Source organism: Georgenia sp. AZ-5 (assembly GCF_043952095.1).
Taxonomy (GTDB): Bacteria; Actinomycetota; Actinomycetes; order Actinomycetales; family Actinomycetaceae; genus Georgenia.
The window spans coordinates 1,333,471-1,348,466 of sequence record NZ_JBINOU010000001.1 but is presented as its reverse complement, the minus strand read 5'-3'; the positions used below and the strand labels follow the sequence as shown (position 1 = coordinate 1,348,466).

13 protein-coding genes and 1 pseudogene are annotated in these 14,996 nt (G+C 73.7%); 4 read left to right on the top strand and 10 right to left on the bottom strand.

Going from position 1 to position 14,996, the window contains the following annotated elements; all coding sequences use genetic code 11:
* Positions 1–36: 36 nt before the first annotated feature.
* The 7 genes from ACF0H8_RS06405 to ACF0H8_RS06375 form a co-directional block, all read right to left on the bottom strand.
* A complete protein-coding gene (locus ACF0H8_RS06405; protein ID WP_395288132.1) occupies positions 37–1,326 on the bottom strand; it encodes an ABC transporter permease in 1,290 nt (429 codons plus the stop codon).
* Positions 1,323–2,636: an ABC transporter permease gene (locus tag ACF0H8_RS06400; protein ID WP_395288131.1), complete on the bottom strand. Its 1,314-nt coding sequence runs from the start codon at positions 2,634–2,636 to the stop codon at positions 1,323–1,325. Before ACF0H8_RS06400 ends, ACF0H8_RS06405 begins: the two co-directional genes overlap by 4 nt.
* Positions 2,633–4,213 carry an ABC transporter ATP-binding protein gene (locus tag ACF0H8_RS06395; RefSeq protein WP_395288130.1) on the bottom strand — a complete coding sequence of 527 codons (1,581 nt, stop codon included), beginning with the start codon at positions 4,211–4,213 and terminating at the stop codon, positions 2,633–2,635. The genes ACF0H8_RS06400 and ACF0H8_RS06395 overlap by 4 nt, the downstream gene beginning before the upstream one ends.
* Before the next feature lie 123 nt (positions 4,214–4,336).
* Positions 4,337–5,443: a BMP family protein gene (locus tag ACF0H8_RS06390; protein ID WP_395288129.1), complete on the bottom strand. Its 1,107-nt coding sequence runs from the start codon at positions 5,441–5,443 to the stop codon at positions 4,337–4,339.
* A 162-nt stretch (positions 5,444–5,605) separates the two neighbouring features.
* The gene (locus ACF0H8_RS06385) at positions 5,606–6,907 is read right to left on the bottom strand and encodes an amidohydrolase (protein ID WP_395288128.1); all 1,302 of its coding nucleotides are present in this window, start codon (positions 6,905–6,907) and stop codon (positions 5,606–5,608) included.
* Between the two features lie 55 nt (positions 6,908–6,962).
* Positions 6,963–8,114 carry a mannose-1-phosphate guanylyltransferase gene (locus ACF0H8_RS06380; protein ID WP_395288127.1) on the bottom strand — a complete coding sequence of 384 codons (1,152 nt, stop codon included), beginning with the start codon at positions 8,112–8,114 and terminating at the stop codon, positions 6,963–6,965.
* Positions 8,115–8,292: 178 nt separating this feature from the next.
* Entirely contained in the window at positions 8,293–8,856 is a 564-nt protein-coding gene (locus tag ACF0H8_RS06375; RefSeq protein ID WP_395288126.1) for a 2'-5' RNA ligase family protein, read from the bottom strand.
* A 264-nt stretch (positions 8,857–9,120) separates the two neighbouring features.
* On the opposite strand from ACF0H8_RS06375, the gene ACF0H8_RS06370 reads away from it, so the two are divergent.
* From ACF0H8_RS06370 to ACF0H8_RS06355, 4 genes are all read left to right on the top strand, one after another.
* Positions 9,121–9,654, top strand: a complete 534-nt coding sequence (locus ACF0H8_RS06370; protein WP_395288125.1) for a TraR/DksA family transcriptional regulator — start codon at positions 9,121–9,123, stop codon at positions 9,652–9,654.
* Positions 9,655–9,758: 104 nt separating this feature from the next.
* Positions 9,759–10,544 carry a hypothetical protein gene (locus tag ACF0H8_RS06365; RefSeq protein WP_395288124.1) on the top strand — a complete coding sequence of 262 codons (786 nt, stop codon included), beginning with the start codon at positions 9,759–9,761 and terminating at the stop codon, positions 10,542–10,544.
* The gene (locus tag ACF0H8_RS06360) at positions 10,544–11,338 is read left to right on the top strand and encodes an ABC transporter ATP-binding protein (protein ID WP_395288123.1); all 795 of its coding nucleotides are present in this window, start codon (positions 10,544–10,546) and stop codon (positions 11,336–11,338) included. Before ACF0H8_RS06365 ends, ACF0H8_RS06360 begins: the two co-directional genes overlap by 1 nt.
* Entirely contained in the window at positions 11,335–12,540 is a 1,206-nt protein-coding gene (locus ACF0H8_RS06355) for an ABC transporter permease (protein ID WP_395288122.1), read from the top strand. The genes ACF0H8_RS06360 and ACF0H8_RS06355 overlap by 4 nt, the downstream gene beginning before the upstream one ends.
* 11 nt (positions 12,541–12,551) lie before the next feature.
* Here the strand turns inward: ACF0H8_RS06355 and ACF0H8_RS06350 are convergent, their stop codons facing one another.
* The 3 genes and pseudogenes from ACF0H8_RS06350 to ACF0H8_RS06340 all read right to left on the bottom strand — a co-directional run.
* Entirely contained in the window at positions 12,552–13,364 is an 813-nt protein-coding gene (locus tag ACF0H8_RS06350; RefSeq protein ID WP_395288121.1) for an exodeoxyribonuclease III, read from the bottom strand.
* A 94-nt stretch (positions 13,365–13,458) separates the two neighbouring features.
* Positions 13,459–14,421, bottom strand: a complete 963-nt coding sequence (locus tag ACF0H8_RS06345; protein WP_395290825.1) for an aldehyde dehydrogenase family protein — start codon at positions 14,419–14,421, stop codon at positions 13,459–13,461.
* A gap of 91 nt (positions 14,422–14,512) precedes the next feature.
* Positions 14,513–14,935: pseudogene (locus ACF0H8_RS06340) on the bottom strand (aldehyde dehydrogenase family protein); the annotation flags it as partial.
* Positions 14,936–14,996: the final 61 nt, after the last annotated feature.

The following is a 14,996-nucleotide window of genomic DNA, read 5'->3' as shown; positions in this document are numbered from 1 at the left end:
CTCGGCGGTCCGGGCCCTAGCCCGGCCCGCCGCCTATCACTTGATGTACGGGATGTTCTCCGCGGCGGGCGCCCGCACCCGGCCCACGAACCCGGCCACGGCGAAGATGGTCACCACGTACGGCAGCATGAGCAGGATGTCGGACGGGATGGGCGCGCCGATGGTGCCGAGCAGGTTGGCGAGGTTCTTCGAGAAGCCGAAGAGCAGGGCCGCCGCCAGCGCACCGGTCGGGTTCCACTTGCCCAGGATCATCGCGGCGAGGGCGATGTAGCCGTTGCCGGCCGACATCTCCTTGCCGAAGGCCAGGCCCGAACCCACGGTGAAGAACGCGCCGCCCAGGCCGGCGACGGCACCGCCCAGGATCGTGTTGCGCACGCGCGTCCGGTTGACCTTGATGCCGACCGTGTCCGCCGCCTTGGGGTGCTCACCCACGGCCCGCACGCGCAGCCCCCACCGGCTGCGGAACAGGAAGATCTGCAGCACGACCACCGCGGCGTACATCAGGTACACGAGCAGGTTCTGGTTGAACAGCACCGGCCCGATGACCGGGATCTCCGACAGCAGGGGGACCGGCAGGCGCGGGAGACCCTGGCGGGCGTTGAGCGTCTCGGCGTTCTCGGTCAGGAGGGTGGAGAACAGGAAGCTGGTCACGCCGATGACCAGCACGTTCAGCACGACGCCGACGATGATCTGGTCCACCCAGTACCGCACCGCGAAGAACGACAGCAGCGCCCCGACCAGGGCGCCCGCGATCGGGGCGGCCACCATGCCGAGGTAGGCCCTGGAGGTGAGCGAGGCGACGACGGCGGCCAAGAACGCGCCGCCGAGGAGCTGGCCCTCGATCGCGATGTTGACGACGCCGGAGCGCTCGCACAGCACCCCGGCCAGCGCGCCGAACACCAGCGGCACCGACAGCGCCAACGCGCCCTGCAGCAGCGTGGTCAGCGGGATGAGGCTCTCCCCGCCCGCGCCCGACCACACCAGGAACGCCAGCACGAAGCAGACGCCGAACACCACCGGCACCCACACCGGCACCTTGCGCCGGTTCATGGTCAGCCAGGTCACCAGCGCCACCAGCGCCACCATCACGATCGACAGGACCCAGTTGGTCCCGGTCGAGGGGACGGAGAAGTTGGGGATGGCCACCAGGTCCGTCTGGCGCGAGACCTGGAAGGTGGTCTCCCGGCCGCCCTGGGGCAGCAGCGTGAAGAACGCCAGCGCCGCCAGGGCGAGCACGCCGTAGATGACCGGCCACTTCCACGAGATGGGCGCCAGGACGGCGGTGGACTCACGCGGCGCGACGGCCGTCGTCGTCGGAGCGCTCACGCCGCAGCCTCCTTCACGGCCGGGGTGGCGGTCCTCCTGCGCGGGGCGGCGGCCCCGGGCGTGGGCAGCCGGAAGATCGCGCGGACCAGCGGCGGCGCCGCGATCAGCAGCACGATGATCGACTGGACCACCAGGATGATGTCGATCGGGGTGGCGGTGGCCGACTGCATGAGCACGCCGCCAGCGCGCAGGGCCCCGAACAGCAGCCCCGCGAGGAACGTGCCCAGCGGCCGTGACCGGCCCAGCAGCGCGACCGTGATGGCGTCGAAGCCGTAGCTGGCCGCCACGCCCGCGGTCAGCGCCGGTTCGGTGCCGAGGATCTGCGCGGAGCCGGCCAGGCCCGCCAGCGCGCCGGCGACCACCATGGTCAGCACGGTGACCCGGCCGACCGAGATGCCGGCGGTGCGCGCCGCCGAGGGGTTGGCGCCCGCGGCGCGCAGCTCGAACCCGAACGTCGACCGCTCGAGCAGCCACCACACGAGCACCGTCGCCGCGATGGCGACGAGGAAGCCGGCGTGCAGCCGGAACGAGGGGCCGAGCAACAGCGGGTAGGTGGCGGAGTCGGACGGGATCTCCGGCGACTTCGGGAACGGCGACCCGGGCACCTTGAACGCCGCGGTGGTCAGCAGGTACCCGATGAGGTAGATCGCGACGTTGTTGAGCATGATCGTCACGATGACCTCGTTGGCGCCGGTGCGGGCCTTGAGGAGACCGGCGATGCCGGCCCAGATCGCGCCGCCGAGCGCCGCGCCCACCGCGGCGAGCGTGACGTGCAGGACGACGGGCAGGTCGAAGGTGAAGCCGATGTACGCGCCGAAGATGGCGCCCAGGATGATCTGCCCCTGCCCGCCGATGTTGAACAGGCCGGCGCGGAACGCCACGGCGATGCCCAGGCCGGCGAGGATCAGCGGCGTGGCGAAGACCAGCGTCTCCGTCAGCGGCCGCACGGCCCGGGCCAGGGTGTCGGCCTCGAAGTCGTAGATCGCGCCGCGGAACAGCGCGCGGTACGCGCCGTAGACGGCGTCCCAGACGGCGAGGAAGAAGTCGCTCGGCCGGGCGAAGAGGTAGCTGGCCGTCTCCAGCACCCGCGGGTCGGCGAGGGCGATGAGGACCCCGCTGATGACCAGCGCGACGACGACGGCGAGCACGGAGACGAGCCAGCTGCCGGAGAGGAGGTCGCGCACGAGCTGCGCCGAGCGCGTCGGCTCGGCCGGCTCCTGCCGGCGGACGACCTCGGCCTCTGCGGACTCCGCGACGACGTCGCCGGGGTGCGCCGGCGGCCGGGGGTTGTCGATCTCGGAGTCGCTCACAGCGTTCCCTCCTGGTCGGCGACGGAGTCGGCCGTCGCGAGGGCCGTGCGGTGCTCGGCCGCCTGGACCTGGGCCTCCTCCAGCGGGACGCCCGCCATCATGAGGCCCAGCACGTCGCGGTCCGTGCCGCCGTCGACGATGCCGACGATGCGCCCGCGGTACATGACCGCGATGCGGTCGGCGAGGGCGAGGACCTCGTCGAGCTCGGTGGAGACGATGACCACGGGGGTGCCGTTGTCCCGCTCCTCCACGATGCGCTCGTGCATGAACTCGATCGAGCCGACGTCGAGGCCGCGAGTGGGCTGGGAGGCCACGAGCAGGCGCAGCGTCCGGGACATCTCGCGCGCGATGACGACCTTCTGCTGGTTGCCGCCCGAGAGCGTCGAGATGGGGTCGTCGATCGAGCTGAGCCGGATGTCGAACTCCTTGGCGCGCTTCTCGGCGTTGGCGCGCACCACCGCGGGGCTCATCGCAAGGCCCTGGGCGAACGGCTCGGAGTCGTAGATGTCCAGCACGAGATTCTCGGCGATCGAGAAGCTCGCGATGACGCCGTCGGTCGAGCGGTCCTCGGGGACGAACCCGATGCCGGCCCGCAGCCGGTCCTTCACCCCGCGGCCGAGGAGGTCCTCGCCGTCCAGCGTCATCGAGCCCGCGACCGGCTCGACCAGGCCCAGGATGGCCTCGGTGAGCTCCGTCTGGCCGTTCCCCTGCACGCCGGCGACGGCGAGGATCTCGCCGCGGCGCACGGAGAACGTCAGGTCGTCGACGACGGCCTTGCCGGTCGGGTCCAGCACGGTCAGCCCGCGCACCTGGAAGGCCTCGTCGCCCGCCCGCGCCGGCTCCTTGGCCACCCCGAGGGAGACGGACCGGCCCACCATGAGTGAGGCCAGCTCGGTCTCGGTGGAAATGGGCGTGGCCTGGCCGACGACCTTCCCGCGTCGGATGACGGTGATCGTGTCGGCCACCGCCCGCACCTCGCGCAGCTTGTGGGTGATGAACACGATGGAGGTGCCGCTGGCCTTGAGCTGGCGCATGATCTCGATCAGCTCGTCGGTCTCCTGGGGCGTCAGCACGGCGGTGGGCTCGTCCAGGATCAGGACCTTGGCGTCGCGGGAGAGCGCCTTGATGATCTCCACCCGCTGCTGCGCGCCGACGGGCAGGTCCTCGATGCGGGCGTCGGGGTCGACGTCGAAGCCGAACCGGTCCGAGATCTCCCTGACGCGCCCACGCGCCTCCGCGATGTCGATGAGACCGGCCCCGCCGGTGGGCTCGTAGCCGAGCACCACGGACTCCGCGACGGTGAAGACGGGGACCAGCATGAAGTGCTGGTGCACCATGCCGATGCCGGCCGCCACGGCGTCGCCGGGGCCGCTGAAGGCGACGGCCTCGCCGTCGAGCAGGATCCGCCCGCCGTCGGGCTGGTACAGGCCGTAGAGCACGTTCATCAGAGTGCTCTTGCCCGCGCCGTTCTCGCCCAGGAGTGCGTGGATCTCGCCGGGCTCGACCACCAGGTCGATGTGGTCGTTGGCGACCAGGGGACCGAAGGTCTTGGTGATCCCCTGCAGCTCCAGCTTCACGGGAATTGAGCTCCCTGTGTCGGGCGCACCCCCGGTGCGCGGTTCCTGGTCCGTCGACACTACTTCAGCACGGACCGTGACGGCCCGGCCACCAGGGCCGGGCCGTCACGGTGTGCGCTCGGATCAGGCCGACGGGGCGTTCACCGTCTCGATGGTGCGCTCGCCGGAGACGATCTCCTCCTGCAGCTCGGCGACGCGGTCCTTCAGCTCCTGCGGGACCTGGGAGTCGAAGTCGTGGAACGGCGCGAGCCCCACGCCCTCGTTCTCCAGCGTGCCGACGTACGCCTCGCCCGAGAACTCGCCGTTGACGCCCTGCTCGATGGTGTCGAAGACGGCCTGGCTGATGTCCTTCAGCACCGAGGTCAGGACGACCTCGCCGTACTCGGTGGACTCGTACCAGTCGGAGTCGACGCCGATGATCCGCACGGCACCGTCGGACTCCACGGCCGCCTGGGCGGCGCCCTGCCCGACCGGGCCGGCCACCGGCATGATGATGTCGGCGCCCTGGGCGATGAGCTGGTCGGCCTGCTGACGGCCGGCCGCGATGTCGTCGAAGGTGCCGGCGAAGGCGCCGGTCTGCGCCTCCTTGTCCCAGCCGACGAGGCGGACGTCGGCGCCCTGGTCCTCGTTGTAGGCGGCGACGCCGTCGGCGAATCCGTCCATGAAGATGGAGACGGACGGGATCTGCAGACCGCCGAAGGTGCCGACGGTGCCCGTCTGGGTCATGCCCGCGGCGACATAGCCGGCCAGGAAGGCGGCCTCGGCGGTGTTGAAGAGGATCGGCTTGGCGTTCTCGAGGTCGACCTGCTGCTCGCCCTCGGAGAAGGCGGAGTCGATGAGGGCGAAGCTCGTGTCGGGGTTGGCCTCCGCGGCGGCCTGCACGGCGTCCTCGAGGAGGAAGCCGACGCCGAAGGTCAGGTCGCAGCCGGCCTGCACCATGGAGTCGACGTTCGGGCCGAACTCCGTCTCAGACTGCGACTCGGCGTCGTTCGCCTCGATGCCGAGCTCGTCGACGGCCCGCATGAGGCCCTCGTAGGCGGACTGGTTGAAGGACTTGTCGTCCCAGCCACCGGCGTCGGAGACGACGCAGGCGGAGTAGTCGACCTGCTCGGCCGCCCCGCCGGTCGCCTCGCCGCCGCCGGGCTCCTCCTCTTCAGGAGCTGCGCCACAGGCAGCGAGCGTCAGGGCGACCGTGGTCGCCAGCGCCGCGGCGTAGATGCTCTTCTTCACGCGTGTCTCCTGCTGTGTGGGGCCGAGGGCCTGCGGGGCCGGGGGCACGCTCTGCCTCTCAGAGCACCGTCAGCGCAGTCCGGGATCGGCGGATATCAGGTGTGACCCTAGTCGCCCGGCGAGGGTGCGGGTGACCAACCCGCGAGACCGGGTGGCAAAGAGTTATGAAACTGTTTCCCTCCCGGTCGAACGAGCGACACTGTCGTCCGACAGGGGCGGGCGCCTACCCAGGCGGGCGTGCTCGAGCGAGCCGTCCCCGGCGAGGACGGCGGTGCGCGCCAGCAGCCGCGTGCCGATGCCGATCGCCCGCTCGTCGAAGATGATGTCGCCGCGGTGCAGGTCGTAGGCGGGGCCGCCGGGGGTGCGCGTGCCCAGGCGCACCAGCGCACCGGGGATCCGGGTGAGGTACCAGGCGAAGTCCTCGCCGCCGAGGGACTGCTCCGTGAGCACCACGGTGTCGGGGCCGATGACGTCCTTCGCCGCGGCGTCGATGATGCGCACGGACCGCTCCTCGTTGACCACCGGCGGGATGCCCCGCACGTAGGTCATCTCCGCATCGACGCCGTACGGCGCGAGCACCTGCTCGGTGGCGTCCTGCACGACCTTCGCCGCGCGCTGCCACACGCGTCCGTCGAGGCAGCGCAGCGTGCCGGAGACGGTCCCCGACGCCGGGATCGCGTTGGACGCCTTGCCGGCGTGCACGGATCCCCAGGTGAGGTTGGCACCTGCGCGGGGGTCGAGCCGCCGGCCCAGTATGGCGGGCAGCTGGGTGATGAGCTGACCGAGGGCGAAGACGACGTCGCCGGTCAGGTGCGGGCGGGAGGTGTGCCCGCCCTCGCCCGTCACGGTGACCGTCAGGGTGTCGGACGCGGCCGTGATGGCCCCGATGCGCGATCCCACCTTGCCGACGTCGAGCTTGGGGTCGCAGTGCAGCGCGTAGATCTGCTCCACGCCGTCGAGCACGCCCTGGTTGATGGCGGACTCCGCCCCGCCCGGCTGGACCTCCTCGGCCGGCTGGAAGATGCATCGCACGCCCACGGCGAGATCGCCGGCGTCGTCGAGCGCCTTCAGCGCCAGGGCGGCGCCGTACAGCGCGGTGGTGTGGATGTCGTGCCCGCAGGCGTGGGCGAAGCCCTCCTTGACCGACGCGAACGGGAGCCCGGAGGTCTCCGTGACCGGCAGCGCGTCGATGTCGCCGCGCAGGCCGACCCGCCGCCGGCCCGGCTGGCGGGGGTCGGCCCCGATGTTGACCACCAGCCCCGTGCCCTCCAGCAGGCGGGGCTCGAGGCCCGCGGCGCGCAGCCGGTTGGCGAGGTAGTTCGTCGTGCCGTGCTCCATCCGCGCCGGCTCGGGGTGGGCGTGCAGGTGCCGGCGGACCTCGAGGAGCTCGGGCTCGAGCGCGGCGACCACGGCGTTGATGCGTCGGGCGACTGCGGAGTCGGTGGTGGCCGGGATGGTTTGCACAGGCCGACGATAGCCCGGCGCCCCACGCCGTGCCCTGGCCGGGCCCGGCGTGGTGCTACAGCAGGGATTCGTGGCCGTCCCGCAGCCGGTCCACGGCCTCCTTGACCCGCTGGGCGTGGGCCCGCGTGGTGACCAGCAGGGCGTCGGGGGTGTCCACGACGACGGCGTCGGGCAGGCCGACGACGGCCACCGTCCGCCCGCTGCCCGGAACCACGAGCGCGCCGTCGGCGCCGACGGCGAGGACCTCCGCGGCGTCGCCGAGCACGCGCACGCCGTCACCCGCGGGGACGAGGGTGGCGAGGCTGGCGAAGTCACCGACGTCGTTCCAGCCCATCGCGGCGGGCACGACGGCGACGCCGCCCTTGGCGGCGACCGGCTCGGCGATGGCGTGGTCGATCGCCACCTTCTCCACGCCCGGCCACACCCGCTCCAGCACCTCCCGGCGGTCCGGGGTGTCCCAGGCGGCGGCGATCTCGAGCAGGCCGGCGTGCAGCTCGGGACGCTGCTCGGCGAGGTGGTCCAGCAGCACCTGCGCGCGGGCGACGAACATCCCCGCGTTCCACCGGTACTCCCCCGTCGCCAGGTACGCGGCGGCTGTCGCGGCGTCCGGCTTCTCGGTGAACCCGAGCACCCGGCGGGCGGTGGGTGCGGCGGGCGCGGCAGGCGCAGCAGCGGTGGGCGCGGCGACGTCCGCCGCGTCGGCGAGCAGCTCGCCGGCGCGGATGTACCCGAAGGCGGTGGACGGGTGGTCCGCCTCGATGCCGATGGTCACCACGTAGCCGCCGCGCGCGACGTCCACCGCCTCGCGCACCGCCGCCTCGAACGCAGCGGCGTCGCGGACGACGTGGTCGGCGGCGAAGGAGCCCACCACGACGTCGCCGTGCCGGCGGGCGAGCACCGCTGCAGCCAGGCCGATGGCCGCCATGGAGTCGCGGGGGCTCGGCTCGGTGAGCAGGTCCCCCTCGCCCAGACCGGGCAGCTGCGCACGGACCGCGTCCGCGTGCGCGACGCCCGTGACCACGGTGACGCCGGCGTCACCGGTGAGCGCGCGCAGGCGGTCGACCGTCTGCTGCAGCAGCGAGCGCCCGGACCCGGTCAGGTCCAGCAGGAACTTCGGCGCCGAGCGGCGCGAGAGCGGCCACAGCCGGGTACCGGCCCCGCCGGCCGGGATGATGGCGTGCAGGTAGGGGGCGACGTCGTCGGACATGACCGCCACCCTAAGGGGCCGCGTGGGCGACCGGGCGCCCCTTGCAAGGGCGGCCCCGCGCAGGTTCGTCGGGGGCGCGAGCCTGGGCGCCCAGGACGCACCCTCGCGGGGGCTGCGGGACCGCACCTGCGCGGGCGGCCGGGCGCCGCTCTGGCAGTCGGCGGAGCGGTGCGGGGCGTCAGCCGGCCTGGTGCGTCACCGCCGTGCCGGTGAACGGCATTCGCGCGATGACCCGCCACATGCCGTCGTCGCCGTGCTCGTACAGGCGCATGCTGCCCGCCGCGTACGTCGCCTCGAAGTCCGCCATGGCGCGCTCGGCCGCGTCGAGGGCCCCGTCGTCGAGCTCGTGCGCGATCGTGACGTGCGGGTGGTAGGGGAAGCGCAGCTCCTGCGCGAGGACGCCCGAGCGGACGTCGCGCTCCAGGACGGCGCACTGCCCGGCCCCCTGCTCCACGCGCACGAAGACGACGGGACTGATCGGGCGGAAGGTGCCCGTGCCGCGAAGGGTCAGCACGAACGGGGGGTGGGCGGCAGCCACCTCGCCGAGGTGGTCGATCACGTCCGGCAGCTGCTCCGGCTCGAGCACGGTGGGCGGCAGCAGGGTGACGTGCGGCGGGATGGAGCGCGCCAGCGGGTCGCCCAGCCGGATCCGCGTGGACTGGATCAGCGTGGCGTAGGGCGCGGGGATCTGCAGGGCGACGCCGATGCGCACCTGGTCCCCGACGCGCTCGGGCAGGTGCATCTCAGCCTCTCCTCGCGGCGCGCGGGTTCGGCTCGACGGCGAGCGGCGGACGTGTCACGTCCCCATCCTGGCAGGTGGGCGGCTCTCAGGGAACGTGCCCCCATCACGAGGGGCTGGCAGGAAGTGGCCACCCATGGTCCGCATCGCCGGGCGGCGGGCTGTGCCGCCGTGGGTCCGTCGCACGTGGCGCCTGAGCGCCCTCGCCCGGCGCCCGCGTCGGGCCGGGGACCGCCGCTCCTGCCGGCGCTCTGGGACGATGCCGGCATGGCGATCGGCGAGGGCGGGGACGACACGGCCGCCGGCGACGCCACGCCGGGCCGCCGGTCGTCCGGTGCGGGCGGCCAGTCGGTCGGTGCGGGCGGTGTGCCGGGCGGTGTGCCGGGCGGCGCCACCGGCGGCGAGACGGGCGGCGCCACCGGCGGCGAGACGGTCGGCGCCGACGAGAGGGCGGTCGACGACGAGGCGGTCCGCACGCGCCTGCTGGACCTGCGCGCGGCAGCAGCGGGACGCCTGGCCGCCCTGGACCGCAGCTTCGACGACGTGGTGGCAGCCGCGGCGGGTGCGAACAGCGACGACGAGCACGACCCCGAGGGCGCGACCATCGGCTTCGAGCGCGCCCAGGTGGCGGCGCTGACCGGGCGGGCGCGCGGCACGCTCGGGGAGGTGGACACGGCCCTCGCCCGCCTCGCGGAGGGCACCTACGGCAGGTGCGCGGTCTGCGGGCGCCCCATCGCCCCGGCCCGGCTGGCCGCCCGGCCCACGGCGACGACGTGCGTCGCCTGCGCCGGGCGGCGCTAGGGCTGGCCCGCCCGCCCATTCGCACACCACTACGGACGGCTACCGGTCGATTCCGCGACGACAGGGTGGTCTGCGGTGACCGCCCCGGACCGACTGGGGACCACATGGCCTTCGCCCGCCACATCCTCTTCCCGGCGCTGCGCCTGCTGGTCTGGGCGGTGATCGCGGCCGCGCTGGTGAAGCTGGCGTTCTTCGGCGGCGCCTCCACCCTCTCGGCCGGCCCGCCGCCCGCCCAGCCGGGCGCGGTGTTCACCGACGCGGTCGCGACGGTGACCACGGGAACCGTGGCCAACACCGTCACCGTCGACGCCACCGTCGAGGCGGACCCGGCGGTCGAGGCCAAGGCAACCATGGAGGGCACGGTCGGCCGTCTCGCCGTGGCCGACGGCGCGCACGTCGAGGTCGGCGCCCCGCTGGTGGTGATCCACCAGGAGGTCCCGGTCCGGGGCGGCCCGGCGCCGTTCACGTGCACCGGCCTGTCCACCGGGACGGAGGTCAGCCCCGGGACCTCCGACCCGAACGTCCCTGTCGAGCCCTTCGCGGCGGCCCCCGCGCCGAGCGCCACCGTCCAGGTCCGGTGCGCCGTCCCTGCCGACGTCCAGGTCTTCCCCGGCCTGGCCGGGACCATGACGATCACGGCCGGCCAGGCCGCCGACGCCCTCCTCGTCCCGGTCACGGCGGTCCAGGGGCTCTTCGCCACCGGCAACGTGTGGGTGGTCGGTGCCGACGGCGCCGAGCCGGTGAAGAAGGGGGTCGGCCTGGGCATGACCGACGGCAAGATGGTGCAGGTCACCGAGGGCCTGACCGAGGGCGACACCGTCCTGGAGTTCATCCCGGTCGGGGACGTCCCGCCCGCGGGCGGCGAGATGCCGATCGGCCGGGGCTTCTGATGCCGCTGCTCGAGCTCCGCGGCGTCACCCGGACCGTGCGCCTGCCGGACCTGAGCGAGCTGCACATCCTGCGCGGCGTCGACCTCACGGTGGAGGCGGGCGAGCACGTCTCGGTCGTCGGCCGCTCGGGCACGGGCAAGTCCACGCTGCTGAACATCCTGGGGCTGCTCGACTCCCCGTCGTCCGGGGAGTACCGGCTCGACGGCGCCGACGTCGCCCGCCTGGGCGCGAGGCGGCGGGCGCGCCGCCGTGGGGAGGACTTCGGCTTCGTCTTCCAGCAGTTCAACCTGCTGCCGGGACGGACGGCGCTGGAGAACGTCGTCGCGCCGCTGCTCTACGCCCGCGGCCGCACGTTCTGGCGACGCCGGCGCATCGCGCAGGAGACCCTCGAGCGGGTGGGCCTCGCCGGGCGGATGGACTCCCTGCCGGCGCACCTGTCCGGCGGCGAGCAGCAGCGGGTGGCGATCGCGCGGGCGCTGGTGCGGTCCCCGCGCGTGATCCTCGCCGACGAGCCCACCGGCGCCCTCGACGTCGAGACCGGCGCGCAGATCGTCGACATGCTGGACCGCATCGCCTGCGACACCGGGGCGGCGCTGATCGCGATCACGCACGATCTAGCGGTCGCCTCCCGGGCCCGGCGCCACGTCCGGCTCGGCGAGGGGGTCCTCACGCCGATCGAGATCGCGCGGCGCGACGGCGGCTCGCTGGAGTCGCTCGTCGGCTCGGACGTCGCCGGGCCGGGCGGCAGCGGGCCGAGCGCCGGCGCGGCCGAGCCCCGGGCGGTCGCGCGATGACCGGCGTGCTCGGCGCGCTGGTGGAGGCGTGGGACGAGCTCCGAATGCACAAGCTGCGCGTGCTGCTGTCCCTCGTCGGCGTGGCCGTCTCCGTGGCAGCCATGACGGCCGTCCTGGCCGTCGGCCAGATGACCGCCCAGGCGCAGAGCGAGCTCATGGATCGCGACTCGGGGCGCCAGACCACGCTCACCGTCAACGCGTACGGCGCCACGCCGGGAGCCACCGCCGGCGTCGTCCCCGCCATGCGGGCGCTCGCCGAGCGGTACGAGGTCGACCACTCCTCGGTGGTGCAGTGGCTCCCGTCGCGGTTCCGGGCGGGCGGCGCGACGTTCGACGCCGAGCTGCGGCTGGTGGACCAGCCCTACGGCACGATGCACCGCGTAGCGGTGGAGGACGGCGCGTGGTTCGCGCTCGGCGACGAGGAGCGGCTGGCACCGGCGATCGTGGTCAACGAGTCCTTCCTCGCCGCGCTCGGCGCTCCCGGGCTCGAGGCCCACCCGACCGCGACGCTGCCGGGTGCCGACCCGGTGACCTTCGTCGTCACCGGCGTCATGGCGAACCGCTGGCCGGAGGAGATGCCCACCGCCTTCGTGCTCTACGACTCCTGGACCCGCGTCGCCGGCGCCCCGGACGCCGACCCCGCGATGTTCGCCCCGCCCCAGATGGAGCTGTGGGTGCCGCCCGGGGTGGCCGAGCTGGGCATGGAGACGGTGCGGCGGGACCTCTCGGCGGCGCTCGGTGAGGGCGCGACGGTGGACGTGTACAGCAACGACCTCTCCGGGCAGGACGCCTTCGACGACACCTTCCGGCTCGTGGTGCTCGGCATCGGCACGCTCGTGCTGATGCTCGGCGCGCTCAGCCTGGTCAACATCTCCCTGGTCACGGTGCGCCAGCGCATCCGGGAGATCGGCATCCGGAGGTCCTTCGGGGCGACCTCTGGCCGCGTCTTCTTCTCGATCATGCTCGAGTCCGTCGTCGCGACCGTGGTGGCGGGCGCGGTGGGCGTCGGCCTCCCGATCGCGGTGGTCGAGAACCTGCCCCTGGAGCAGCTGCTGGGCTTCAGCCTCCAGGACGCCCCGCCCTTCCCGCTCTCGGCGGCGCTCAGCGGACTCGCCGCCGCGGCCGGGGTGGGCGCCCTGGCCGGCCTGCTGCCCGCCGTCGTGGCCGTGCGGGTGCGGCCCATCGACGCGATCCGCTACTGAGGGCCGGGAGCTCAGCTCCCGAAGGTGACGACGACGGGGGCGTGGTCGGAGAAGCGCTGGTCGTACGCGGCCGCGCGGTCCACGACGGCGGCCGTCGCCCGCCGGGCGGCGCCGGGGGTGGCCAGCTGGTAGTCGATGCGCCACCCGGAGTCGTTGTCGAACGCCTTGCCGCGCCAGGACCACCACGTGAACGGCCCGGGGCCGTCCCCGCCAAGGCGGCGGCCCAGGTCGACCCAGTCGTCGGCGAACCACTTGTCGAGGTAGGCGATCTCCTCGTCGAGGACGCCGGAGACCTTGTTGTGGTTGCCCTTCCAGTTCTTGATGTCCACCTCGCGGTGGACGATGTTCAGGTCGCCGCCGACGACGACCTCCCGCTCCCCCGCGCGCGCCTGCTCCGCCAGCTCGCCGAGGCGGGCGGTGACCTTCTCCAGGTGCGCGAACTTGGCGTCCATCTTCTCGGTGCCGACCGTGCCGGAGTGGACGTACACCGACACCACCGTCAGCGGCTTGGCGGTGCCCGGCAGCTCCAGGTCCATCTCCACCCACCGGCCGGTGTCGACCGGCGGCTCGCCGTCGCCCAGGCCCACGCGCACCGCCGAGGCGGGCAGCTTCGAGGCCACCGCCACCCCGGCGCGGCCCTTGATGTCGGACGCCTGGTGGGCGATGTGCCAGCCCCCGCCGAGGTGCTCGGCGAGGATGTCGTCGTTGGCGCGGACCTCCTGCAGCAGCAGGACGTCGGGGTCCCGGTGACGGATCCAGGCGTCCATGCCGCGCTTGAACGCGGCCCGGATGCCGTTGACGTTGACGGTGGCGATGCTCAGCACCGGGCAAGTATCGCCGACGGCACCGACACGGCCGCGCGGCCGTCCACCCGCCGCACCGCGTCCGCGCGGCGGCACCCGCCCCGGGCGGCGAGGGTCACGCCCCGCCGATCGGGACGGGGTTCGGCGTCTCGCGCGCCGTGACCCACTGCCAGCGCGTGAACTCGCCGACGTCGGCGGGCCCGCCGAACGCCGTCTGGTTGCCCGACGCCTTGACCGCCGGGAAGGGCGCGACCGCCTCGTCGTTCACCGTCATGTCGTTGACGTGGACGGCTCCGGCCTCCAGGCGGCGCCCCACCTCCATCGCGTGCTCGTAGGACCCGCCGTGCACCGCCGCCTTCAGCCCGTACTCGGAGTCGTTCGCGAGCCGCACGGCCTCCTCGTCGTCGCGGAACGTCACGACCGGCGCGACGGGGCCGAACACCTCCTGCCGGTAGGCGGGCGCGTCGGTGCCGACGTCGGCGAGCACGGTGGGGCGGTAGAACAGCCGGTCGTGCTCGCCGCCCGTGGTGACGCGCGCACCGCCCCGGACGGTCTCCCGGACGAGGCCGTCGATGTGGTCGAGCTGGTGGGCGTCGATGATCGGCCCGAGGTCCACGTCGTCGCGGAAGGGGTCCCCGACCCGCAGCGCCGCGGCCTTGCTCGTCAGCGCCTCGACGTAGTCGGCGGCGAGCGAGAAGTGCACGATGTGGCGCCCCGTGGCCATGCAGATCTGGCCCTGGTGCATGAAGGAGCCGAACGCGCCCGCCGTCGCGGCGAGCTCGACGTCCGCGTCCTCGAGCACGACGAAGGGGTTGTTGCCGCCCAGCTCGAGGGCCACCCGCTTGAGCAGCCGCCCGGCGGCCTCCCCGATCTTGCGGCCCACGGCGGTGGAGCCGGTGAAGGAGATGGCCTGGTTGTTGGGGTCCTCGACCAGCGCCGCCCCCGCCTCCGCGCCCACCCCCGGCAGCACGTGCAGCACGCCCTCGGGGAGCCCCGCCTCCTCGAGCACCCGGGCGATGAGGAACCCGCCGGAGACGGGCGTGCGGGCGTCGGGCTTGAGGACGACGGCGTTGCCCAGCGCGAGCGCCGGGGCGACCGAGCGTATGGAAGAGGATGAGCGGGTAGTTGAACGGCGAGATCACCCCCACGACGCCGAGCGGCACGCGCTGGGCGAAGCTCCAGCGCCCGGGCACCGCCGTGGGCACCAGCTGGCCGTAGGGCTCGAGGGCGAGCCCCGCGGCGTGCGTGAGGCGCAGGACGGCGTCGTCGAGCTCGGTGGCCGCCTTCGCCCGGACGCCGCCGCACTCGCGCATGATCCACCCGGCGAGCTCGTCGTAGCTGTCCCGGATGTGGCGGGCGGCGTCGAGCATGATCTGGGCGCGCTCGCCGTAGGGCCGCGCCGCCCAGTCCGGCTGGGCCCCCGCCGCGGAGGCGCAGGCCGCGGCGACGTCCTCGGCGTTCGCGTTGCCGGTGACGGTCAGGACCTCGCCGGTCGCCGGCTCGACGTCCTCGACGACGCCGCCCCGTGCCTCGGCCCACCGCCCCGTGAAGACCCGGCCGTGCCAGGTGCTCTCCTGCAGGATCCCGGTCATCGTCAGCTCCCCGCCGTCTCGCTCCCCGGCACGACGGAGGGCCGGGGGCTCCGTGGCCAGT

Bases quoted from the DNA above. Each gene is read 5' to 3' on its own strand.
- ACF0H8_RS06380 (WP_395288127.1), bottom strand. From the start codon at position 8,114: ATGTCCGACGACGTCGCCCCCTACCTGCACGCCATCATCCCGGCCGGC.
- ACF0H8_RS06375 (WP_395288126.1), bottom strand. From the start codon at position 8,856: ATGCACCTGCCCGAGCGCGTCGGGGACCAGGTGCGCATCGGCGTCGCC.
- ACF0H8_RS06370 (WP_395288125.1), top strand. From the start codon at position 9,121: ATGGCGATCGGCGAGGGCGGGGACGACACGGCCGCCGGCGACGCCACG.
- ACF0H8_RS06365 (WP_395288124.1), top strand. From the start codon at position 9,759: ATGGCCTTCGCCCGCCACATCCTCTTCCCGGCGCTGCGCCTGCTGGTC.
- ACF0H8_RS06360 (WP_395288123.1), top strand. From the start codon at position 10,544: ATGCCGCTGCTCGAGCTCCGCGGCGTCACCCGGACCGTGCGCCTGCCG.
- ACF0H8_RS06355 (WP_395288122.1), top strand. From the start codon at position 11,335: ATGACCGGCGTGCTCGGCGCGCTGGTGGAGGCGTGGGACGAGCTCCGA.